Here is a 21886-nt window from a genome sequence, read left to right as displayed (position 1 = left end):
ATACGAATCTTAAGAATCTAGTATCTGTACTTACTGCATTGTACTCTCATCCTATCACGTCAAATCCTTCACACCTGTTTCCAATACTTCCATTTGAAGCAGTGTCTGTTCGTCTGTGATTGTTTTTTCTTTTCCATGGATGACCGCTTGATATAAATCATCATACACACGTCCATAATCTCCATTGACGGACTTCACTTTTTCCTCATGGATGGTACCTTCTGCATCGACATAGGTCAGTACGCCGTAATGATCGAGCGTATCGATACCAAAATCGTCGTTATTCGGCATGTAAAATAACTTCAAATGCTCTTCCTGACGATCTTTGGTTTGTTTCACAAAGCTGCCGTTCTTACCGTGAATAACGAAGCTTGGTCTTTCTTTCAATCTAAAGTAACTGGATTTCACCGATACTTTTAATCCGTCGTAATACAAATCGAGATCAAAGTAATCATTCATTCTTCCTTGTCCTAATAACTGCCTGACATCATAGTGAATATGATCGGGCTTGCCAAAATAGCTAAAGACCTGGTCGAGTGTATGGCACCCATGTCCATATAAAAAGGACGCAGCCGGATCAAATGTATCCATAGATTCAGGCACTTCTGGGCGATAGTAGTCGTAATGCATCTCCACTTCTAAAAGATCCCCAAGTTTTCCTTCTTCAATCACTTTTTGCACGGTTAAGAAATCACTGTCAAATCGTCGATTTTGATAGGCTTGGACCACTAATCCTTTCTCTTTCGCCAGTGCAAATATTTCTTTTGCCTGTTCAGAAGTCTCCATAAATGGCTTTTCTACTAAACAATGCTTGTTATGTTCAAGTACATTTTTTGCGTATTCATAATGACTGTCATGTTTTGTGCAGACGACAATCAGTTGAATGTCCTCATCCTGTAATAATTCATCTATATCCGAAGTATAATGTACACCCGGAATCTTGCCCCAGCTATCACGATCAGGGTTTCTGCGATAAATGGTTTTCACCTTGATATTATCTCTTTGCAATACGAACGGCAGATGATATCGATTCGTACTTTTGCCATTGCCAATATAACCAATAGTAAGCATAGCCAGCCTCCTAAAATTTTGTGTGAAGTTTGTAAGAAAAAATACCTCCTTGATAATAGTTCTATCATACAAGGAGGTACTTATCTATTAGTCAATCTCATAATCGTTAGTTCCTTTAAGAACGTTTGGTGATAGTTCTATGATTATAGCCAAAACTTGGCTTTGATTGAAATGAAAGACGGCGACTCCGGCAGGAATAGCACGAGCTGAAGATCCACATGAAAAGTGTTCTTCTTTTCATGTTAGCTGATGCCGTGCCTGCGGAAAGCGTCCGTCTGTAATGGAAATCAAAACAGCGAATATTTTAATTTCACGTTTTCTTTTATATGAAGAAAGACTAAATCACTGTTAATTCTTACATTAACCCAATAACATGGAAGACGATACCAACCACAAACAATCCAAGAATCATAATGATTGGAGAGACTTTCTTCCTTAGTAGCCACATACAGAGAAGCGTTAATAGCAACCCTGCTAAACCAGGAATTAAGCTATCTAAGTTATCCTGTAAGGTCGTGACATTCGTCTGGGTCAGTGATCTACCCTGTTCTTGCTGAATCAGTGCGGTTTGAATTCCTTCCGATCCTGCAGGCAAGCTATCCCAATCAATATAAGCACCATCGTCCAATTGAACCTCGGATACCGTTGGGGCAAATGAGACAGCTACCCACCTATTTACCAATGCACCGAGGATAAACATACCGAGTATAGAGGCGCCTTTGGTAATATCCTGAAGTAATCCGCCAGATAAGTCGTCGGTAATTTTGGAACCAGCTTTGTAACCAAGTTCTTGTGAATACCACTTGAATCCCATACGAATAAGATTCCATAATACAAAGTAAAGAATTGGTCCGAGTATGTTACCACTAAGTGCAAGCGATGCAGCTAATGCACCAAGGATTGGTTTCACTGTGAACCAGAACATAGGATCCCCGATACCTGCTAGAGGTCCCATCATACCAACTTTTACCCCTTGAATCGCCTTGTCATCCACGGGAGCGCCGTTTGCCCGTTCTTCTTCGAGTGCTAATGTTACACCAATAATTGGAGAAGCTACATATGGATGTGTATTAAAGAATTCTAAATGACGTTGTAGTGCTGCAGCACGATCTTCTTTTGTTTTATACAATCTCTTGATGGCAGGAATCATGGAAAATGCCCAACCACCGTTTTGCATACGTTCATAGTTCCAAGAACCTTGAATGAAAGTGGATCGCCACCAAATTGCAATCCGATCTCTTCTTGATAATTTCAATTCTTCTTGAGCCATTTTATGTCCCTCCTTTTTAATAGTTATCTATAATTTCACCTAGCGGATCACCAGTGTTTCCGTTGCCACCGTTACCTGAACCGCCTTGTTTTGAAAGTGCTAAGTAAATTAATGCTAGAGCTACACCGATACCACCAAGCCCCATTAGAGTGATGGATGGAATAGTTGCTAATACAAAACCGATTGCAAAGAACGGCCATACTTCTTTTGTCGCCATCATGTTAATAACCATTGCATAACCAACAGCTACTACCATTCCACCGCCGACTGCTAGACCGTCTGTTAACCAAGAAGGCATTGATTGAAGTAAATCTCTAACCGGACCTGCACCAATCGCCAAAATTAATGCAGCTGGGATTGCGATACGTAACCCCTGCAAGCAAATAGCGACAATATGCCAAAAATCAATTCTTCTAAGATTTCCTTCTCTGGCCGCCGCATCCATTAAGTGCACCAAACCAGTCGCAATCGTTCGTACGATGATTGTTAATAATAGACCTGCAACTGCAAGTGGTACTGCAATCGCGATTGCTGAAGATACACCTGCTTCACCCTGGCCACCTAACACGAGAATAATTGCCGATGCTACGGATGCCAGTGCAGCATCTGGTGCTACAGCAGCTCCAATATTTGCCCAACCTAACGCGATTAATTGCAGGGTACCACCTAAGATAAGACATGCTACTACTTCTCCTGTAACTAAACCGATTAACGTACAGGCAATGATAGGCTGATGGAAGTGGAATTCATCCAAGATTCCTTCTACACCAGCTAAAAATGCTACTATAATAATTAATATTATTTGAATAATAGTCAATTCCATAATCATTAATCCTCCTTTTTTTACTGATGATTAGGATTATTTCTGTTTGTTCAGCTCTGACTGAGCTCTTCTCATGATTTCATCCATGTTACCTCTAGAATCGTTCGGTACTTTACGCACGTCGAACTTCAAGCCAGCTTCTTTTAGCTTTTTAAATGCATCGAGATCGGCTTGGCTAAAGGCCAATACTTTATTCGGTTGCACTTTACCAGGGGAGTGTGCCATCGAACCAACATTGATCGTTTCTAATGGTACGCCGCCTTCTACCGCTCTGAGTACATCATGCGGGTTTTCAAAAAGAAGTAACGCTCGCTGACCGCCAAAATGTTGATCATCTTTGGCAAGTTCAATCATTTTATTAATCGGAACAACGTGTGCCTTCACCCCAGATGGAGCAGCTTGTTGGATTAATTTCTTACGTAGCTCATCTTTCGCAACTTCATCTGATACAACGATGATACGTGTAGGCAACGTATTCTTTGTCCAAGCAGTTGCCACTTGCCCATGTAACAAGCGAGAATCGATACGTGCTAATACATAATCAAATGTACCAGGAGCACCTGTATTCACTTGCTGCGCAGTATCTGCAGCAGCTTCCGCTGGTTCTAATTCTTCTGGTTTTACCTTAACTGCTTCTTTTGCTGTTCCTAAAATATGTACAGCAATTTCTTGGGCTGATTCCTTGGAAAAGCGTGTTGCAAAAGCTTCAATCAACATTGCTAAATTTAATCCAGCAACAATTGCCCATTTATCTTGGTGTGCTTCCATCAAGCCGCTTGCTTGGTTGAAAGGAGTTCCACCCCAAAGATCGACTAAGAATAATACTTCGTCTTGATTATCGAAAGAGGCGATTGCTTTTTCCATTTTTGCCCTTACATCATCAGGTCCTTCGCTCGGCATCAATGTAACTGCTTTTACATTTTCTTGTTTTCCAAAGATCATCTCTCCAGATTGCAAGATACCCTCAGCAAATTCACCATGAGTAGCAATGATAATTCCTACCATCCTTTTTACCTCCTATTCTTATTGTGAAAGCTTACATAACTATGGCATCCCTAAAGTATGTTTTATTCGCTTATCTAGAGCGGTTACACTTCTGATTAGAATAAAAAAGGCATGAGTAAAAAGATGATTAAATAAAGGTAGGGAAATAAAGGACCCTGACCCTCGTGTTAATCTAAACTTTTCACTCATGCCTGATCGAATCAGTAACACGTAAAATAATAAAGATAGCTATTTAAATTTTAATTTGAAACCGTTTTAATTTTACCGCTAAAAATAATCATTTAAAAAACTTTAAAGATTTCCTTAGGTGAATTATATCACAGCGATTTTCCCATCACAAGAAAATATTTTACGAGAATCGACCTATACATTACAAGGATCTAATTCTATTTTCTCAAACAAAAGCGCCTTTATAAGGATTCTATCACACTTTACCAATCTACTTTTTAAGCAAATCGAGTGCTTATAGATATTCAATTCTATTTCTTTTTACGCTTAAAATTGCGTTTAATCACATCAAAGAATCCTAAGGACTGAACCATACGATTCGGCTCAACATACTCACGAGTCGCCCGTAATACTTTTTTTGGATCTTTTGAAGAAAATGTATAAGTTCCATTTCGCTTCGTTTGGATAGCATAACGCGGGATCCATTTTCCTTTAAATAGAACCGAAGCAATCACATAATCTACTTCTTCCCAAGGAATTTGAATAAATTTACGCGCATCACGTTTGTTGTAGAACTCAAATCCTTTGTCTCCAATCATGATCTTGCCATAGTCTGTCAAATTTATATGTGAGGTCGCATCTATAACTAAATCGACCTTTGTATTAATGGATTGAACCATTTAATATACCCCATTTCTTTCACGCTTCACTTACTCATTATTATACACATTGTACCATTTTAAGCAAAAATACTTTGGGGAATTTGATGCAGTTTTTACATGAAAGTGGACGAGACGGTTCCTTGTTGACAGTCATAATTAAAAACACTCTATCAAGGTTGCATCAGCCAACGATACGCTTCAGCAAACAACGGCCCCCACGTCGATTCATGGTGTGTTCCATCTGGAATGACGTCAAATCGAATTCTGCTTTCCGCTACACCTGCTGTAATCAGCGTCTGACGAGCAAGGGTGACGTGCTCACAAGCAATTCGGTTAAAGTCTGGATTATCCGTCTCCTGTTCCCCGATGCTCAAATATATACGCAGTGAAGGAGAAATATCCGACTGTTCGATTAAGTGGAGAATCGCACCGCTGTCCTGCCACATCACGAAAGAAAAGCCACCCACTCGGTTGAACTGCTCAGGATAGCAGATGGCAGTGTAAAGCGATATGTATGCACCGAATGAGCTGCCACCAATCATTGTATGTTCCGGAGCAGAAAGGGTCCGATAGTGCCGATCGATATAAGGCTTGAGCGTCTCCGCAAGAAACGCAGCATAAGCCTCTCCCTTGCCCCCAAAACCATATTCCGGATTAATCGTAAAATTATATTCATTGTTGCGCTGGTCTCCTCCATGATCAATAGCAATTACGATAGTCTCAAGCACAGGTTCGTCCATCGTCATATGCTCCAACGTCTCATCAACGCCCCATTCCGTCCCCCAAGATGTCGCTTGATTAAATACATTTTGCCCATCATGCATATATAAAACAGGGTACCTGCGAGTGCCTTCGTTATAGCTTCTTGGCAAGTAAATCCATACTCTCCGTTCTGTGTTGAGCTGTGGAATTGGGAAGGCATTAATTATCCGAACATTGCCAGTTATGGAATGCATCTTATCGTCGTTCAGAACTTCTTCCCATGGCATATCAGTAGTTTCTATCATACATGATTCTCCCCCTTTTCATTTTTACTCTAACCCTGATTCGATCAGTTTCCAGACTCCTTCAAGTTCACGTTTCATATCAATGAGAAACCATCTTTCTGCATACGCTGGCGAGGAAAGCCAAGGGAATGCCAATAGAATAGCATGTAATTGTTCTTCATCTTCAATTCCACTTGCTTCTTTTAAGCTTCTCACTAAATCCTCAATTTGTCGGGTCCAAACAACTGGATTTCGATCGGTGTAGGTGGTATAAAGCTTGAACATTTCCGGTTCACGGATATAAGCCTGATATTTAGATTCGCTCAAACCCAAAGCCAATCATGAACAATTTTCTTTGTAGATGAATAATTTTCAGTTTCAAAAGGGACGTAACTAAACATATTATATTTAAAAATCTATTTTTTCTCCGTTAATACTGAACTCAATTATTTCAGCAATATTAAAATCATCTCTGTGTTCAATTATGTAAGCAATTTCGTAAGGTTCTCCATCTACATGTAGCTTTTGAGATACAGAAGTAGTTAAATTTTCCTCGTTTAATTCAGACCCACCGCTAATATGTTCTATATTTTCTCCTACGATGTTTTTTTCAAGAATTTCATTAGTTAATTTATGATTAGCCTCTGGCAAAATAGCATAATTCCCATTATCACCGTACCATTTTGCGTCAACAATCTCTAACCAATTAAACCACAGCTCTTCAGGATCTTCTCCGTATTCTTCAGCTATCTCGTATACAGTCTCCCAATCACCTGAGAAATCATCTATAGCATTTAATCTTGTCATAATTATATCGTACCACTCAAGGTCTTCTTCAGTAAGGTGTCTTAATCTAGTTACTTCTGGATAGAAGGTTGTTGTAATTTCGTCGGCTACAATACTTCTTTCTTCAGTTTCTTCAATTGCTTCTACAGTTTCTACTACGGTCTCTTCTATTGTATCCTCTGAGCTTTCTTCCGTATCGGTTGCTGCAGAACAACCAACTAGCATTAACCCTAACAATCCAATTAATAATAATTTATTAACAAAAAACCTCATTTTCTTCACCCCCTAAAATATTTAATCGAAAAGATCATAACTAATAGTTACAACCAATTGTTATTTTATCACTAAACTCATTGATATTTATGTAATATTTGCAAAAACGCTGTATACAAGCATCACAAGAAAAATTAACATAAAACTACCAAAAAACCTCATTTACTTGTGATACGGTTCTCCGTACGTCATTCACTAGTAAAACATCACCAAAAAATAAAGAAGGGGAAGAAAAAAGATTGTTTCCTTCCTCAAACCATAAAGTCATGGATTCAATGGTCTCCCTATCATTTTGTACTTCTATTTTTTTAATTAGAGAACGTAACAAGAATTTACGAGTCTTATTATCTGCAATTTCGTAGTCCGTTAAAGTCTTCTAAAGCCTGCAAAATTAAGCCTTCATAAATATTTAAAGATGTAGAGTGGTTCTTTATGTAGATATTATATTCCTCTATCTGTTTTTCAATTTTCTCCTCAACCACTTTGGAAATAATTGAATTATAACTTCTTTCCCCATCTTCATCATTATTTTTAATGGCCCTTCTCACCCTTGCAATAAGACTTGCCTCTTCCGATTCTTTTTCTTTATACTCTGATTTCAAAAATTCCAACTCACCAACAGATTCCTGAACACCTTCCGTTCGCTCTCTATCTATATTTTCTAGAATCCCAGATATTATCTGTGGATGTGTAAGTAATCCTTTAATTCTTTGAAGAACCTTCTTTTCAATATCCTCTTTAACGATTAAATTCGAATTACAGGCTGCTAGACCTTTTTGGTGGAAGTTTTGGCATTGATAATATAAGTAATAATCATCACTATTTCTTTTTTTATTTTTGACATAACCATTCCTTTTCCACACTGGGGGCACTTAAGTATTCCTGATAAGACAAATTCCCCCTCAAAATTACTTGTCTTAGGAAATTTTTCTTTATGCTCCCTTGTTAGCAATTGAACTCTTTCCCATAATTCTTCATCTATAATAGCAGGGTGTTCCCCTTTCACTAATTCAATGTTACTTTGCTTACCTCCTCTACTTTTTTCACTCCAATTTTTAAATTTCCCCCATCTGAACCCCTTGTATTCCTTCCAGTTAATTCTTTTAAAGCGTGTAAACATAAAAAGAAAATTATTATGTCGATATTCAACAATTTCATTTTCCTTTGTCTTTCTTGAGTAGTTTTTGTGATGCATGTGTATCTCCTCCATTATCTTTTGAATTTATTTACATGCGACTCTTCAAGATAATAGAGTAAAAACCTCGATTTCTATAGGTGAAAATATAGTAACAAAAATACGTAATGTCTAAGTATCTCCCCCTTCCTAATGTTGATTTGAGGACCTATTTACCACTGTTTTTTAGGTGATAACCCTATGATAAAAAATACTAACTAAACTTAATTTTAAATATGTCTCAACAACGATTTGGTGTACAATTTATGTAAAAAAAGAAGAACGATAGGAATGGAATCCTATTATTCTCCTTATACTCAATATATTCTAATTAAAAGTTATAATCTCTTCTGTTCTTAAATTAATTGCCCAATCATAAGCATTGTTATTGTAGTTATAAACTATTATTTCAGGGTGATAATGCTCAACTACTCTACCTAAACTAAAACTTAATGAAACAGGTGTAGTAGCAAATAAATGTACTTTATTAACGCCGTTTTCCTTTAATTTTGATAGTAATTCTAAAAACCTTTTTTGATATAAATCAATCTGTGCGTAATTAGTTATATTCCATCGGTTAGGACTTTCTACACCTAATGATACAACTTGAGAGGAACCAGATACATTCTTTATCTCCTCATCCCCTATTGAAAATGACTGTTCTATTTTTAGTACAACCTCATTGTTATACTTAATTTCCGAATTATAATTACTAACTATTTTCAGGTCAGTGTTATACTTTCTTTTTAATTCGTAAAATCCCTTCCCAAGGCACTCAGAGTCCTCTCCTTGATATTCGTAGAGAATTGCTTCATCCGTACTCTTAAAGTGATGTCCGTCTAAAAAAGCAAGTGGTACATGAGGAAATCCTAGGTATATTAATGAGTTAGAGTTTTTACTACGTTTTATTGCTGTTTTCATTTTGGATTTTTTCTTTTTTAGTACTATCTGGAGCTCTGAATAATTAATGCTTCCATCTACTTTAAACTTTTTTAGAAAGTTATGTGTTATATATAAACATCCCTGTTCTTGATATTCTCTCTTTACACTAGTAAAGTTGGCCTCTTTCTTTGTAAACGTAGCCAACATAATAAAATCTCTTTTCATAAAGCACAGAACATAATTAATTACCCAGTTATATGCGATTTGTAGCCACCCCCACTTTTTGTACAGAATAATACTAGAAAAGATCAATATAAGTAGCGTTATTATTGAAGTGATAGGGTCATTTTGTATAAGTTTAAATAATTCTGTAATCGAATTGATTACTTTCATTTATTATATGCTCCTTTAAATACTAATTCTATTTTTTCATTTTCACGGTTGCCAACCCAAACCCCATAAATGTTTATACCACCAATAATAAACACTAAATAATCAGAAAATGTTTTAGACTCCCTTAATAATCTTTTCCAGTTTCTAAGATCCTGCTGTGAATAGTGAGGGTCCATTTCAGGATGAGTATGCCATTCCCCGAGATACATTACAGTTCTATTGCTTTCTTTCCACTTCTTTTGTAATAAAGCGTTATGACTATCTTCCTTTCGTATAAACCTATACCTTGATTGGAAGTCCTCTTTTTGTGGAAAGGTGTAGTCCCTAATGACAGTATCTCTACTATCAGTTAATACTGAACCTATTAACATTCCTCCTGACTCTTTATCAACAGGACTTTCTTGTCGCATATTTTTAATTACTTTAATAACTTGCTCTTCAATTTGGATTACAACCTTTTCCCATTTAATACTGCTCATAATAAGCCACGTCCTTTAGATTAGAACAGGCCTTGCAACTTCTATTAATATATTCATAGTCATCCTGACCTAAAATATCCTTTGACTGATTATACCTATTAGAAGTCTGAAAACCGCTCTCTTCAAATGTTTTTGAGGATCCCTTCCATGACACGAGTGGATTTCCTTTAATATCATCCTCTAGAAATCTAAAAACTAACCTTGAAGCAAGCAATGCAGTTTCCATAGAATCAATACTTCCATAAGGTGTAAAAGCACCTGCACAACCATTCATATTTTTAATAAATGGCACCTCACTCTTACCAGCAAGAGATGAATACAACCTTAATTCATTATCTATCAAGCATTCATAACAGCCATTTCCTCCGTTATTAACTACAAGTGCATGTCCACCTATTCCATATGCTTCGACCCATGTAAAAATTGCAGGAGTTGATGATTCTAAAATAAGTTTATTTAGTCTTCTTTCTATATTGTGATCGCCAATTGCTACTAATATCAAATCAAAATCGTTTAGTTCTATTTCTCCATTTTCAATTGTATCTAGTACTTCATTCTCAATTGTTTTTATGTGTACATTAGGGTATCTATTTTCAAATTCTTCTCTTAGTAATTCCACTTTTGGTTTACTTTCAATAGATTTATTCATCCCAAGAAAATGTCGATATGAATTTTCGATTTTCATTCTATCATCGTCTACCAAGGTAAAATGCTTCATTCCAGAACGCGCTAACATAAATAATAAATCACTACCAACAGACCCGCAGCCTACTAATAAAGTGTTAAGAGGTTTCTTTATCCCACCTCCTCTTTCTATTAATGTGGTGTCATCATTTCTAAAAATAAACAGAGGTGTCACTATAAAATCATCAACAACACTGTCATCTATAAGCGGAATTACTTTTTTTGAGAGAGAATGATTTACCTTTTCGTACCATAATCCGATAATTGCTTGGTCACCTGTCAATAATGGAATTCTTAGCATATAAAAGTATCTTTTTTTATTCATTGAAAACTTTGTAATCTTCAACAGTGTATCCTTAGAAATATGATTTCTGATTAAATTTGTTATTTCTTCATTACTCCAAAAACGGTCAAATTGAGGAACCTTCCCCTTGTAAGTATAATCTAATGGAATATAATATGCTTTTTCCAGATTACGAGATTTAATGTTCGTATTTAATAACTTACCTAACAAAGACCTAGATTTCATATCGTTTGTTAAAAAAGCAAATGGTTTACCTCCCATTGCCAAAACAGAAATTTCAGTTGGTTCATCTTCTGGTGTATATACTGAAAAAACATGGTTTGTATTTTCTAATGTTCCAAAATAATAACTAAATTCTCTATGGTATTCTATTTGCGGAGAATTAGAATTTAATACCATTTCAACTCTATCAAAAACAAAGTCAAGTGTTCTTTCTGGAATATCGCTCCAAATCACACCCTCTTTTTCTAAAAAACACACTAGTCCACTGCTCATAACGTGTGGTATGTCCGGAATATGGTGATACTTTTCATTAATATGAACTATTGGTAATTGCATTGGAAACAAAGGACTAAATGTTATCGTTAAAGGTATTGGATACCCATTTCTCAATTCAAAAGAGAGTTCATAATGATATGGTTCAACCGAAATAACTTTGTCCAAATACTCTTTGTTTTGTAGTAACTTTCGAAAATTCATACTCATGAATTAATACCCTTTAGCAGAATTGGAAGAAGGCGCACTAGATAATGCAACTTGTTCATATCTTGCCTCTTTTGATTCAGGTATTGGAAATTTATCACCAAAATACTTTGGGCTAAGAATATTACATGCTTCGTGCGGGTCACTCTTACCTTCTGCTTCAATCAATGCATCTTCTAATTCACATAACTTCATGTAAAAAGAATCCATTTGGTTATTTGACATCTTAGAGAAGACATTACTATATGGTTGTACAGGTAAATTGTATTCAATAGTATTTAAACTTTTCTCCAAGTCGTAATCCCACTTTAATATAAATTTACTCTTTAATTTGCTTACAAAATCTTTTAGAGCACCCAGATCATCATCTTTTAGTTTTCCTGATAAAGAGTTATATGATTGCTTAAAAGAAAATAAATCGACTGCTGCAATAGTTATTCCTATACTTGGAGGACGCGAATTCCCTGTAGAGTTGAAGCAAACATCCTTCCACTTCTTCATGTATCTTACAACTCTCTTAAATTGCTTTTTTGCATCATCTGTAAATGAATTTTTGATATGATCGTTTAGACCTTCTGGATCAGCAAGATCCCAATATTTATTGTCTTTGTTAGCAAACTCTTTGCCCCAAGCAAGATACAAATTATTATTATACTTCGATTTTAAATACACTGGTAAATCGACATGATATAATGGTTCATCTTCTAATGAATAGGTTATGGTTACACAGGGGTTTTTTATCTTAGGTGGAGTATTTGTGTGGTTTTCAAGTATATCTTTAATCATCGTTTTAAGTTCGACACTGTCTGTATAATCTTCTTTATAAAGGTCAAAGATTACACCCTCGTCTATATCATAATCTTTATCTTCCGGTACAATCCCTAGATCTACAGCATAACTACCTTGGTCAATGAACTCTAGACTAGGAGCATCTTTTTCCATTTCTTCAAACTTGGTCTTAACACCGTTCTTTATTTTATCTGTAATGATATCTCTTTTTTCACGTAATCCTTTATTTTCCTTAAGACGTTTTAGTTTAATTGCATCATGGAACTCTTCAAATTGTTTTTGAATTTCTGCCATTTTTTAACCCCCAAAATAGTTTATTTTCTATTATTATAAGACAAAATCTGGTAATCAATAAGCTGATTAAGAATTTATAAACTCCTTTGAAAAAAAGTAAAATTGTATAGTTATATTGTACCATAAATTGTATAATAGAGTACAAACAATACGAACGTATTTTCGTAAAAAGAATTGGAAGGTTGCGATATGGATATATTTAATCAAATGTTTACAAGAAGTAAAACTTCTCCATTACAACGTAATTACGATATTGAATACGAGATAAAATATCATACTAATTTGATAACTAATAAAGGCTTTGAAATAATATCTAATATTCAAAATGAGGAATTTAAACTAATTTTGTATAGACACTTTTACGACGATACTCCGAAAGATAAAGAAAAAACAATCATCCTTGGCCTACGAGTCATTACTATGAAAGGCATTCTATATCCTGATCCCGTTTTAAAAGCCTTTTTCAATGATGACTTTACTGAAATATCTTTAGCAGATATCGATATCGAAGAGTACCTTTCTAATTACGGTTTTGGAAGCATATTATTAAGCACTCTTATTGAAATTGCGAAGAACAGAAAAATAAATAGTATCTCTGGCTGGATATCCAATGTTGATATTGATCATATAGAAAGATTGGTTCACTTTTATAAGAAGCACAATTTTGAGGTAATCTTAGATGACAATAAAAAAGACATTCTTAAAATTGGTATTTTAAGATGGCAACTTAAATAATGGAGGTGAGTTAATGGACAGCCTGTTAAGTAGTAATTCATTTGAATACCTTTTGGAGACAATCATTAAAAATGAGATATCTGTTTCATTAAACAATCTGTATAAGGATAATGATTTTTCCACCAAAAAATATTTAACTATCAAAGAAGTATCCTCATTAACCGGCATTGGCTCTTCCGTAATACGTCAGTTGACATTTTCGAGAGCAATGCCTCACCGAAAAGTTAAATCTCGAATTATTCTAGATGAAAACGAAATAAAAGAAACAATTGATAATTACTATAAGTTTGGTTGGACTGATCCAGATAATAAATGGGATGTGAATTCCGTTCAGTCTGAAATTGATAACTTCCACAAAACAAAGGGGGAGCCTACAATGATCGATGAAATAATTAGGAAAATAATAAGAGAAGAATTAACAATTTTTTCAAATGAAATAAAAAACTTTACAAAAAAAGACAAAGAAAGTTATTATGGCAGAACTGTTCTAACTATAAAAGAAGCAGCACATCATTTTCGAACGAGTCCGGCTACTATTTATAATTTAATTAAAGATGACGGAATGCCGCACTTTAAAATCCATTCTCGCCATTTTATTGTTCTTGAAGAGGCCGAAGCATATTTATGGAGAGAAACTGCAAAATCGTATGCTGAAGAGGGAAATATATATTGGCAACGAATTTTACAAAGGCTAGATTGGGAGGAAAAAGAAAGAAACGCCGCATATGAGAAGGCACTTAAAAGACTTGAAGAAAGTACATATTAAGTATTTAGAATTGCAAAGAGCACATTCTATAAAAAGGAGTGCGCTCTTTTGCCATAACAAATTACTAGATTTTTTCTATCCATTCTTTTTTATAACAATTTCCACCCTTTGTTTTACCACTATTTGTGATACGGTTCCCCCCGATTAATCCGAAAACTACGGTAAACCTGCTCCAACAACACCAGTCGCATTAACTGGTGAGGAAATGTCATCTTGGAAAACGACAATGCTAAATCACTTCTCTTTTGCACGTCCAGACTAATCCCGAGTGATCCACCAATTACAAATACGACTTTGCTTTTCCCATACGTCGCAAGCTCGTCCAGCTTCTTGGCTAGCTGTTCAGATCCTAGCATTTTTCCTTCGATCTCCAAGGTAATCACAAACGCGTCCGGGGCGATATGAGATAGAATTCGTTCGCCTTCTTTGCGTTTGACTTCCTTCATTTCCGCTTCGCTCATGGTTTCTGGTGCTTTTTCATCTGCTACTTCTATTATCGACGCTTTTGCATAAGCGTTTAAGCGTTTTTTATATTCATCAATACCTTGTTTTAAGTACTTTTCCTTTAATTTCCCAACCGATACAATCGTTATATTCATCAATATCTTCCTTTTCGACTCATGTTTCCTTTAGTTTACCATATGACAATCAAATAATAATTCTATTCACCTTTTAAGATAATACTATGATTCCCTACCTAGGAAAAAATTTGTATTTGCATTTAATCGAATTGTTAATTACAATGTAATTGATCAATAAATAACTAAAAGTGGGTGTCTGGTATGGTCAGGTCAAGCAAAGAAAATCGGAAGGAAGAAATCCTTGAAGCAGGATTAAAAGTATTTGCAAAAAGAGGTTATCATAACACAACTACCGCACATGTTGCAGAAAAAGCGGGCATATCCCAACCATATGTATTTAGATTTTTTAAAACAAAGGAAGAATTGTTTATTGCAGCTTTAGATCGAGCGTTTGAAAGGATTCTTCTGGCTTTTAAAAATGTCGATTCAAGTCCGGAACAGCTCGTTGATAAAATGATTGAAGCATATGAAGAACTTTCTGAATTGCACCCTAATGAAATCGCACTACAGGTGATAGGAATTTCGGTAACAGAAGAAGCTATACAAAGTGCAACAAAAAAAGGATTATCCAACATTCAAAACTACACTTTAGAACGATTTAAAGACGCTGGAATTGAGAATGTGGAGAGTGAAGTTACGACGTTCTTAGCAAGAGGAATATTATGCAATATTTCTTATTTCTTAGACCTCCCAGAACTTATAGCAAAAAGTAAATAATCGAGTCTAGATTATTTATTTTTTACAACTTTAGTTATTGATTAATCACTAACGAAATGTGAGGAGCTGAAGATATGAAATTAAACAAAATCGACTTTGTTTTTATTGGAATAATTGTCGTTTGTATCATTAGTTGGTGGGATTAATTTAATGCTTATTTTCAACATTTTAAAAAGGAGGTGATACAGATGATGAAGAATAATAAAGAAAATTCTATTTCCTCTTTATCCATTGGATTAAGTATAGTAACTATTATCATTGTATTGTTCACTTTTTGGGATTAAACAACGAATTGCATACTTACAATGTGATTATTTAGCGAAATTGTACAATAAAGGGTTTAAATTAATTCTAATTATTTTTTTGTATTATTTGTTATTGATTAATCACTAACTATAGGAGTGTTATAAATGAAAACAGCGATTGTACTAGGAGCAACTGGTGGTTCAGGACAAGTTATGGTTTCAGAATTATTGAATAGAGGGGTCGAAGTTATTGCTTTTGGACGTTCTCAAAGTAAACTGAAAGCATTAATAGAAGAACATGATAATAATCCAAAATTAACTTATGCACTGGGAGATATATTTGATTATCAAACAATTATAGAGGCTGCAAAAGATGTGGATGTTATTTTCCAATGTGCAAATGTTAAATATCAAGAGATGAAAACCAAACTCTTGCCGCTCGGGGAAAGTGTAATGAAAGCAGCAGATGCTTTAGGGAAACATATTGTTATGGTAGATGGTATTTATGTGTATGGACATCAAGTCGCTAAAGGGGATGAAAATCACCCACATCACCCACATACAAAAAAAGGGAAACTTAGAGTCGAATTCGAACAATTAATATTCAACAGCAAATGGAAAAACGCCAAAGCATTAATTGTTAGGTTGCCTGATTATTATGGCCCTACATCACAAAATTCTTACCTGCAACCGACACTGGAAGGAATTGCAGCCAATAAGACATCGATTTTTATAGGCAATTTGAAAACTCCTCGTGAATACGTCTATTTGCCCGATGCAGCTAGAATGATTGTAAATATAGCTGAAAAGGACGATTCGTACGGAGAGAACTGGAACATACCCGGGGCAGGGTTGATCTCCGGGAAAGAGATAATCAATATTTCTCGTCAAATAACTGACAATCAAAAAATGGTTATCCCACTAACTAAAAGTACAATTCGTTTTATTGGTTTATTTGATGAATTTATGAGAGAAATTGTTGAGATAATGTACCTTACTAAAGAAGGGTTTATCCTAAGTGGAGAAAAATATGAAAAACGAATCGGTATCATTCCAAAAACGCCTTTTAAAGAAGGTCTTAAAGAAACATTACGTGTATTAATGGCCAAAGAAAAATAGATAACATCTGCGTTTTAGGCAATAAAACGAATGAAGCTTGGCGGTCTTATGAAGAAAGACACAACATAAGCAATCTTTCATGTTGTGTCTTTCTTTGATTTTGTAATTACGTAGCTAGAAAAGTTCCCGAGCAACTATTCTTATACACTACTAATGAGGTTCAGACAAAAACTCCCAACTTATAAATAGAAAATTAACCTTAGAACCCATTACTGTTCTTCTAGCTGATCGGTTATCAGCATATGACCCGGAGCATGGGCAATCATGATTGGCGGCTTAACATTCAATCCAACATTCTGCGGGGTCACACCACATGCCCAAAACACCGGAGTCCTTTCCTCTTCATTAAAAGAAATACTTTCTCCATAATCTGGATTGTCTATATCTGTGATACCAATTTCTTCAGGATTACCAATATGAACCGGAGCCCCGTGAGAAGTCTTAAACATTTCCGTAATCTTAACTGCTTTATCAATCTCTTCTGACTTCAACGCCCGCATGCTCACGACGATGTTCCCTTCAAAGCGTCCAGCTTTTTCACAAGGAATGTTCGTCTTGTACATCGGCACCACCCGATCCTGTTCTTGGTGAAGAAGTCGAATGCCATTCTCAAGCAACGCCTTTTCAAACGTAAAGCTGCAGCCGATAAGAAACGTAACAAAATCCGCTTGCCATTCCTCATTTATATCCGTAACTTCTTTATCCAATTGACCGTTACGATAGATTCGGTATTTAGGCAAATCCGTACGAACGTCCGCATCAGCTATCTTCGGGGTTGGTACACCTTCTTCAAGCACATCAACAATCGGGCATGACTTTGGGTTACGCTGACAGAACAATAAAAATTCAAACGCGTACTCTTTCGGCAAAATAATCATGTTGGCTTGTAAAAAATTATCACACATACCAGACGTTGTGCCTGTGTACTGATTAGAACGAAATGACTCTCGCTGTTGCTTTGGGTGCAATGGAATCTCCTCCTATGTATGCGAACTTTACTTTTTTTTACTCTAACATATCTATCTATTTATTTGTTAAATGAGCCAACTGACTAGTACGAAACAAAATCTGCCATAAAGAATAAAAAAGCAGTACCACCCATAATCATGGGTAGTACTACTAATTATTTCAAAGTGTGCTTACAATAATGACTCTATCAAGTTAATTATTTATTTTTTCTTCTCTTTCATATTCTATTTGATAAACATATTCTATAAATTTTTCAAATGGTTCATCGTACACATATTTGAAAGACCACTTAAACATATTCGTTGCTAATTTATAAATGAAATTAGAAGGGATTAACGACACGTTTACAATGAACATGGTTCCTTCTGTAGTTTCCTCAAGAATATACTCTGTTTTACTGATTCCTTCTTTCGTTTCTGCTTCTACAATCAAATGGTTCGGCGGATCAAACTTCGTATACTTTGCTTGCATTTCATATACTTTTTTCCCTATTTTTTGTCTACTAATGTATGTAGAACCTTCTTTTATATCCTCTTCACTATAATCATATAGATTTTCAATAATTTGAGTGTTCCACTTAAGTACATGTTTATCTTTGTTTAGACATTCTGTTACTAGATCGATATGAGCATGTATCTCCGACTCAAATGTATAGCATTGTATTTCCTTCATACTTTTTCCTCTATTCTGTTTTTAAGTTCGATTTATTATACGTTAAACAGGAAAAATTTACTATACAGTTTGTATAAATAACCACTCTAAATACCTAAAATAAGTTAAAGGAAAATTACTCTTTCAATAAAAAAACAGCACTACCAGAACCTAGGTAATACTGTTTTTCGTTGTTGTGTTTTATAGATTATTTAATACTTCTTCTTCTTGATTATCCATTTTATTATCTCTCGGTCTATCAATTTCAAGATGTTCTTTCATCCTTATTTCAATATTACTCAAATTTTGCTCATCTAACATCCAATAATATACCCCATTAGACATATTATCACTCCCGCTCAAGTTAAGTGTGTTAATCTTCAAACCGTCTCCTTTTGCAACATAGGAAAACAAGCTCTTCATTTCTGAAAATGACATATTTGTAGCCATATTCTCACCAACTGATTTAATTACTTTATCTATATTAAATAGAGAGTCTACCGATAGAGTTTTATCTGCAATAGACTTAATTACTTCTTGTTGTCTTTTACCACGCTCGATATCGTTATCTTGTTTTCTTGTTCGAGCGAATGCTAACGCTTCTTCGCCATTGAGTGTTTGCTCTCCTGGCATTAAATGAATGGCATCCTTTTTATCATTAGAGTCTGATTCCGTGAATTCATAAGGTACATCGACTTCAATTCCACCGAGAGATTCCACGACGTCAACAAAAGAATCAAAATTAAGCTTTACATAGTAATCTACCGGGATATCAAGCATATTTTCTACCGTGTCAATTGTTCCTATCGTACCTCCAAAGGCGTGAGCGTGGGCAATTTTATCATTTTTCCCTTCGCTAGGTATGTAGACATAAGAATCACGTGGTATACTAAGTAAATCAACACTTTTATCTTTTTTATTTAGTGATGCAAGTAATAACGAATCCGTTCTTGATCTGTCTTCATTGCCTCTTTTTATTCCAGTATCCACACCCATAATTAATATGGTTATGTTGTCCATGTCAATTTCAACTTCCGAATCGCGTAGGTTAGATTTATTTCTTCCATTATCTTCATAAGAATCATCCATTACATTCTTTGTTGTACCGTAGATATATCCTGCATATGATAACCCTCCGACGATAAGTAATAGCATCGGAATCAACACAATGGCTATGATCTTTTTCGTTTTCTTTGGATTTTTTTCAACCCTAGTTCTATATTCTTTCCTCTTCATTACAGAAACTCCTTTTTGAGAAAAACTAATGTAAAAGTACTAGAGTATTAATTCTACTACTGTTTATTTAACATTCAAATTATGTATAGATTACAAAAATGAATAAATACGGAATAATTGTGGTAATTATGTGCATTGAATTACAGTATGATGCATTTTTAATTATATATGTTATTCTAATTCTTCTTTGTTCTTACGTTCCCAAACCAAATTCCTGTTCGAATTATCGTATAGAAATTTACAATAAGCATTGCACAAAAACGATGGTTATAAATAAAAGGTTACACTTCTCATTTTAGGGAATGGATACTGTAGATAAGTTGCTTCATGAATATTCACTTCTGACATTAAAACCTTTTTAAAGAAAGGATGGATACCCTTCTATGAGCTTCCTCGGGAAAAGTACCCTGCGCTATATTAACAGTCCTATCTTCACACCAACTATTGACCGATATATCGTATTTGGATATGCATTTATCGGGGCATTTGCTACCCCATTTCTGCGAGATTACTTTTCATTATGGCAAATGTTATTTATCTTCGTCATCTTTTTCATTATCAGCTTTTCGTTGCTTAAAATAATCGGAAAGAAATGGAGACAACGCAAAGGGATAGATATTAAAAATGTAAAGCCTAACAGGAAAGCAGAACGTACACTCATGAATATCTTAGTCAGTTTTTCAGTTATTCTTCTTATTATTACTCTAGTAATAAACTTAATAGCTAATTTCTTTAGTTGGTTATGGGTTGGCTCTCAACTGTTCCTTGTTTTATTCATACTCATTGTTCGCTATATGCATCTACGCAGGTTGGGCAATGACTAGTAGTGTCTTAGATAAAAGAATCATATAATTGAAGCATCAAACATGCACAAGAAGCATTTATACTAGCCGATTCCTCCAAATTCGATCAAGTTTCTCCGTTCAAATTTGCAGAAATGAATGATGTAACGATTATTACAGATCAAATACGAGAGAAATATCTTAGGTATCAAAATATTCATAGTTTAGAGTAGTTCTGATTAAGATAACCCTTCTAAGTCTCTTTTACATTAAAGAACTTAAAGGGTTTTTTTTGTTTCTTTGTGAGTATCTTTATACAAAAATGGAATGAATTGCTTTCAGGTAGCAGGGGTTCAAGCATATTTTTTCCGAATATCCCTTCCTATTTATACGACTTTATATCTAATGTTTTTTTAGGAACATAAAATAATAAAAAGGAATGAATAACGAAGATGTAGAAATTAATATATTAGGTTTATATGGTGTATATTCTACTTATGATTACTATCTTTCCGACTGTACCTCGCTGGATCTAAAAGGGGGATTGTATGAAAATAAAATACGCAACGATTGGAATCATTACAGGATTAATTATTATCGCTTTTATAAAATGGATCGGTGTACCCATTCCAAACATATTTTCATTATTAGGAGAGCCTACTCCGATGAAGTCTATACTCGTTATTATTTTCTTACTGGCACTTATGTACTTTCTGTTTAGAAAAAACACGGCGAATTGAGGAGGAAACAATGAAGAAAATGAAAGATGAACGCTTAATTATCAAAAACTTGAAAAATATTCGAGTTGCTTTTCTTGTACAAACGATTGGGATATTAGCTATTTTACTTTATGATGTGATAACAGTCGGATTTACAGAAGCCACCAGAAACCCACTGTGGTTTTTATTTATCATAACAGTCGTAGTATTAAGTTTCTTGAATATTGGAGTATCGATGGATGTCTATGATGATACGAAAATGCCCAAAAAGCCATTCCCCTATTATCTAACTGTTATGATTATCGCTTTTATCGGAATTGCTATAGGGCTAATCCAACTATTTTACAGCGGTAAAATTTCAGACGCTATTATTGTAGGTAGTGTAATATTTATATGTTTTCTCGTTCCCTTTACTTATGCCCATTACTTACGTAAAAAACGTTCAGAACAGCTTGATAAATAAATGCTGAACTTCTACATTATTTATTTTCAGGTTGCAAAGATTTCATCATAGATATGCTCCATTATATATTTCTATTCAAGTTATGGGTTTTGATTGAAATGGAAGACAGCGACTTCTGCTCAAAAATAACAGAATTTGAAGTAGAGCAGAAATCGAAG

At 34.9% G+C, this 21886-nt stretch carries 25 protein-coding genes; 7 read left to right on the top strand and 18 right to left on the bottom strand.

The window, feature by feature from the left end; genetic code table 11:
• Positions 1–54: 54 nt before the first annotated feature.
• From ABC346_RS04645 to ABC346_RS04580, 14 genes are all read right to left on the bottom strand, one after another.
• Positions 55–1071 (bottom strand): oxidoreductase, encoded by a 1017-nt coding sequence (locus ABC346_RS04645; RefSeq protein WP_413233756.1) that lies wholly within the window; start codon positions 1069–1071, stop codon positions 55–57.
• Positions 1072–1426: 355 nt separating this feature from the next.
• A complete protein-coding gene (locus tag ABC346_RS04640) occupies positions 1427–2341 on the bottom strand; it encodes a PTS system mannose/fructose/sorbose family transporter subunit IID (protein ID WP_413233755.1) in 915 nt (304 codons plus the stop codon).
• Between the two features lie 16 nt (positions 2342–2357).
• A complete protein-coding gene (locus tag ABC346_RS04635; RefSeq protein WP_413233754.1) occupies positions 2358–3164 on the bottom strand; it encodes a PTS mannose/fructose/sorbose transporter subunit IIC in 807 nt (268 codons plus the stop codon).
• 36 nt (positions 3165–3200) lie between these two features.
• Positions 3201–4169, bottom strand: a complete 969-nt coding sequence (locus ABC346_RS04630) for a mannose/fructose/sorbose PTS transporter subunit IIA (protein ID WP_413233753.1) — start codon at positions 4167–4169, stop codon at positions 3201–3203.
• Between the two features lie 479 nt (positions 4170–4648).
• On the bottom strand, positions 4649–5017 hold the full coding sequence (locus ABC346_RS04625; protein WP_017798636.1) for a DUF956 family protein: 369 nt from the start codon (positions 5015–5017) through the stop codon (positions 4649–4651).
• Positions 5018–5169: 152 nt separating this feature from the next.
• Positions 5170–6006, bottom strand: coding sequence for an alpha/beta hydrolase (locus ABC346_RS04620; protein ID WP_413233752.1), 837 nt, complete (start codon positions 6004–6006; stop codon positions 5170–5172).
• Positions 6007–6030: 24 nt separating this feature from the next.
• Entirely contained in the window at positions 6031–6312 is a 282-nt protein-coding gene (locus ABC346_RS04615) for a hypothetical protein (RefSeq protein ID WP_413233751.1), read from the bottom strand.
• A gap of 81 nt (positions 6313–6393) precedes the next feature.
• Positions 6394–7044 (bottom strand): hypothetical protein, encoded by a 651-nt coding sequence (locus ABC346_RS04610; RefSeq protein WP_413233750.1) that lies wholly within the window; start codon positions 7042–7044, stop codon positions 6394–6396.
• 344 nt (positions 7045–7388) lie between these two features.
• On the bottom strand, positions 7389–7646 hold the full coding sequence (locus ABC346_RS04605) for a hypothetical protein (protein WP_413233749.1): 258 nt from the start codon (positions 7644–7646) through the stop codon (positions 7389–7391).
• A gap of 164 nt (positions 7647–7810) precedes the next feature.
• Positions 7811–8239: a recombinase family protein gene (locus tag ABC346_RS04600; RefSeq protein ID WP_413233748.1), complete on the bottom strand. Its 429-nt coding sequence runs from the start codon at positions 8237–8239 to the stop codon at positions 7811–7813.
• A gap of 306 nt (positions 8240–8545) precedes the next feature.
• Positions 8546–9493: an SAVED domain-containing protein gene (locus tag ABC346_RS04595; protein WP_413233747.1), complete on the bottom strand. Its 948-nt coding sequence runs from the start codon at positions 9491–9493 to the stop codon at positions 8546–8548.
• The gene (locus ABC346_RS04590; RefSeq protein WP_413233746.1) at positions 9490–9972 is read right to left on the bottom strand and encodes a Mov34/MPN/PAD-1 family protein; all 483 of its coding nucleotides are present in this window, start codon (positions 9970–9972) and stop codon (positions 9490–9492) included. The genes ABC346_RS04595 and ABC346_RS04590 overlap by 4 nt, the downstream gene beginning before the upstream one ends.
• Positions 9959–11665, bottom strand: a complete 1707-nt coding sequence (locus ABC346_RS04585) for a ThiF family adenylyltransferase (RefSeq protein WP_413233745.1) — start codon at positions 11663–11665, stop codon at positions 9959–9961. The genes ABC346_RS04590 and ABC346_RS04585 overlap by 14 nt, the downstream gene beginning before the upstream one ends.
• A 3-nt stretch (positions 11666–11668) precedes the next feature.
• Positions 11669–12745, bottom strand: coding sequence for a cyclic GMP-AMP synthase DncV-like nucleotidyltransferase (locus ABC346_RS04580; RefSeq protein ID WP_413233744.1), 1077 nt, complete (start codon positions 12743–12745; stop codon positions 11669–11671).
• A gap of 189 nt (positions 12746–12934) precedes the next feature.
• Between ABC346_RS04580 and ABC346_RS04575 the strand changes: the two genes are divergently transcribed.
• Positions 12935–13480 carry a GNAT family N-acetyltransferase gene (locus ABC346_RS04575; protein WP_413233743.1) on the top strand — a complete coding sequence of 182 codons (546 nt, stop codon included), beginning with the start codon at positions 12935–12937 and terminating at the stop codon, positions 13478–13480.
• Between the two features lie 13 nt (positions 13481–13493).
• Positions 13494–14246, top strand: a complete 753-nt coding sequence (locus ABC346_RS04570) for a helix-turn-helix domain-containing protein (RefSeq protein WP_413233742.1) — start codon at positions 13494–13496, stop codon at positions 14244–14246.
• 119 nt (positions 14247–14365) lie between these two features.
• Here the strand turns inward: ABC346_RS04570 and rlmH are convergent, their stop codons facing one another.
• Entirely contained in the window at positions 14366–14845 is a 480-nt protein-coding gene (gene rlmH / locus ABC346_RS04565) for a 23S rRNA (pseudouridine(1915)-N(3))-methyltransferase RlmH (protein WP_413233741.1), read from the bottom strand.
• A gap of 183 nt (positions 14846–15028) precedes the next feature.
• On the opposite strand from rlmH, the gene ABC346_RS04560 reads away from it, so the two are divergent.
• Positions 15029–15544: a TetR/AcrR family transcriptional regulator gene (locus tag ABC346_RS04560; protein ID WP_413233740.1), complete on the top strand. Its 516-nt coding sequence runs from the start codon at positions 15029–15031 to the stop codon at positions 15542–15544.
• Positions 15545–15954: 410 nt separating this feature from the next.
• On the top strand, positions 15955–16908 hold the full coding sequence (locus ABC346_RS04555; protein WP_413233739.1) for an SDR family oxidoreductase: 954 nt from the start codon (positions 15955–15957) through the stop codon (positions 16906–16908).
• 209 nt (positions 16909–17117) lie between these two features.
• Here ABC346_RS04555 and ABC346_RS04550 read toward each other — a convergent pair whose 3' ends face one another.
• From ABC346_RS04550 to ABC346_RS04540, 3 genes are all read right to left on the bottom strand, one after another.
• Complete coding sequence (locus ABC346_RS04550) at positions 17118–17876, bottom strand: putative hydro-lyase (RefSeq protein ID WP_413233738.1); 759 nt, start codon at positions 17874–17876, stop codon at positions 17118–17120.
• Between the two features lie 193 nt (positions 17877–18069).
• Positions 18070–18549 carry a hypothetical protein gene (locus ABC346_RS04545; protein ID WP_413233737.1) on the bottom strand — a complete coding sequence of 160 codons (480 nt, stop codon included), beginning with the start codon at positions 18547–18549 and terminating at the stop codon, positions 18070–18072.
• A gap of 180 nt (positions 18550–18729) precedes the next feature.
• Positions 18730–19764, bottom strand: a complete 1035-nt coding sequence (locus ABC346_RS04540) for an LCP family protein (RefSeq protein WP_413233736.1) — start codon at positions 19762–19764, stop codon at positions 18730–18732.
• Between the two features lie 383 nt (positions 19765–20147).
• On the opposite strand from ABC346_RS04540, the gene ABC346_RS04535 reads away from it, so the two are divergent.
• The 3 genes from ABC346_RS04535 to ABC346_RS04525 all read left to right on the top strand — a co-directional run bounded on the left by ABC346_RS04535 (position 20148) and on the right by ABC346_RS04525 (position 21728).
• Positions 20148–20588 carry a hypothetical protein gene (locus ABC346_RS04535; RefSeq protein ID WP_413233735.1) on the top strand — a complete coding sequence of 147 codons (441 nt, stop codon included), beginning with the start codon at positions 20148–20150 and terminating at the stop codon, positions 20586–20588.
• Positions 20589–21094: 506 nt separating this feature from the next.
• Positions 21095–21286, top strand: a complete 192-nt coding sequence (locus tag ABC346_RS04530) for a hypothetical protein (protein ID WP_413233734.1) — start codon at positions 21095–21097, stop codon at positions 21284–21286.
• Positions 21287–21296: 10 nt separating this feature from the next.
• Positions 21297–21728, top strand: a complete 432-nt coding sequence (locus ABC346_RS04525) for a hypothetical protein (RefSeq protein ID WP_413233733.1) — start codon at positions 21297–21299, stop codon at positions 21726–21728.
• Positions 21729–21886 lie beyond the last annotated feature (158 nt).

The sequence above is a fragment of the Oceanobacillus phoenicis genome (assembly GCF_047238145.1).
Classification (GTDB): Bacteria; Bacillota; Bacilli; order Bacillales; family Amphibacillaceae; genus Oceanobacillus.
Note: the sequence above shows the minus strand (reverse complement) of the source record. Positions and strands in the feature narration are given on the sequence as shown.

Coding starts and splice junctions, on each gene's coding strand:
- ABC346_RS04645 (WP_413233756.1), bottom strand. CDS start 1,071: ATGCTTACTATTGGTTATATTGGCAATGGCAAAAGTACGAATCGATAT.
- ABC346_RS04640 (WP_413233755.1), bottom strand. CDS start 2,341: ATGGCTCAAGAAGAATTGAAATTATCAAGAAGAGATCGGATTGCAATT.
- ABC346_RS04635 (WP_413233754.1), bottom strand. CDS start 3,164: ATGGAATTGACTATTATTCAAATAATATTAATTATTATAGTAGCATTT.
- ABC346_RS04630 (WP_413233753.1), bottom strand. CDS start 4,169: ATGGTAGGAATTATCATTGCTACTCATGGTGAATTTGCTGAGGGTATC.
- ABC346_RS04625 (WP_017798636.1), bottom strand. CDS start 5,017: ATGGTTCAATCCATTAATACAAAGGTCGATTTAGTTATAGATGCGACC.
- ABC346_RS04620 (WP_413233752.1), bottom strand. CDS start 6,006: ATGATAGAAACTACTGATATGCCATGGGAAGAAGTTCTGAACGACGAT.
- ABC346_RS04610 (WP_413233750.1), bottom strand. CDS start 7,044: ATGAGGTTTTTTGTTAATAAATTATTATTAATTGGATTGTTAGGGTTA.
- ABC346_RS04600 (WP_413233748.1), bottom strand. CDS start 8,239: ATGCATCACAAAAACTACTCAAGAAAGACAAAGGAAAATGAAATTGTT.
- ABC346_RS04595 (WP_413233747.1), bottom strand. CDS start 9,493: ATGAAAGTAATCAATTCGATTACAGAATTATTTAAACTTATACAAAAT.
- ABC346_RS04590 (WP_413233746.1), bottom strand. CDS start 9,972: ATGAGCAGTATTAAATGGGAAAAGGTTGTAATCCAAATTGAAGAGCAA.
- ABC346_RS04585 (WP_413233745.1), bottom strand. CDS start 11,665: ATGAGTATGAATTTTCGAAAGTTACTACAAAACAAAGAGTATTTGGAC.
- ABC346_RS04580 (WP_413233744.1), bottom strand. CDS start 12,745: ATGGCAGAAATTCAAAAACAATTTGAAGAGTTCCATGATGCAATTAAA.
- ABC346_RS04575 (WP_413233743.1), top strand. CDS start 12,935: ATGGATATATTTAATCAAATGTTTACAAGAAGTAAAACTTCTCCATTA.
- ABC346_RS04570 (WP_413233742.1), top strand. CDS start 13,494: ATGGACAGCCTGTTAAGTAGTAATTCATTTGAATACCTTTTGGAGACA.
- rlmH (WP_413233741.1), bottom strand. CDS start 14,845: ATGAATATAACGATTGTATCGGTTGGGAAATTAAAGGAAAAGTACTTA.
- ABC346_RS04560 (WP_413233740.1), top strand. CDS start 15,029: ATGGTCAGGTCAAGCAAAGAAAATCGGAAGGAAGAAATCCTTGAAGCA.
- ABC346_RS04555 (WP_413233739.1), top strand. CDS start 15,955: ATGAAAACAGCGATTGTACTAGGAGCAACTGGTGGTTCAGGACAAGTT.
- ABC346_RS04545 (WP_413233737.1), bottom strand. CDS start 18,549: ATGAAGGAAATACAATGCTATACATTTGAGTCGGAGATACATGCTCAT.
- ABC346_RS04540 (WP_413233736.1), bottom strand. CDS start 19,764: ATGAAGAGGAAAGAATATAGAACTAGGGTTGAAAAAAATCCAAAGAAA.
- ABC346_RS04535 (WP_413233735.1), top strand. CDS start 20,148: ATGAGCTTCCTCGGGAAAAGTACCCTGCGCTATATTAACAGTCCTATC.
- ABC346_RS04530 (WP_413233734.1), top strand. CDS start 21,095: ATGAAAATAAAATACGCAACGATTGGAATCATTACAGGATTAATTATT.
- ABC346_RS04525 (WP_413233733.1), top strand. CDS start 21,297: ATGAAGAAAATGAAAGATGAACGCTTAATTATCAAAAACTTGAAAAAT.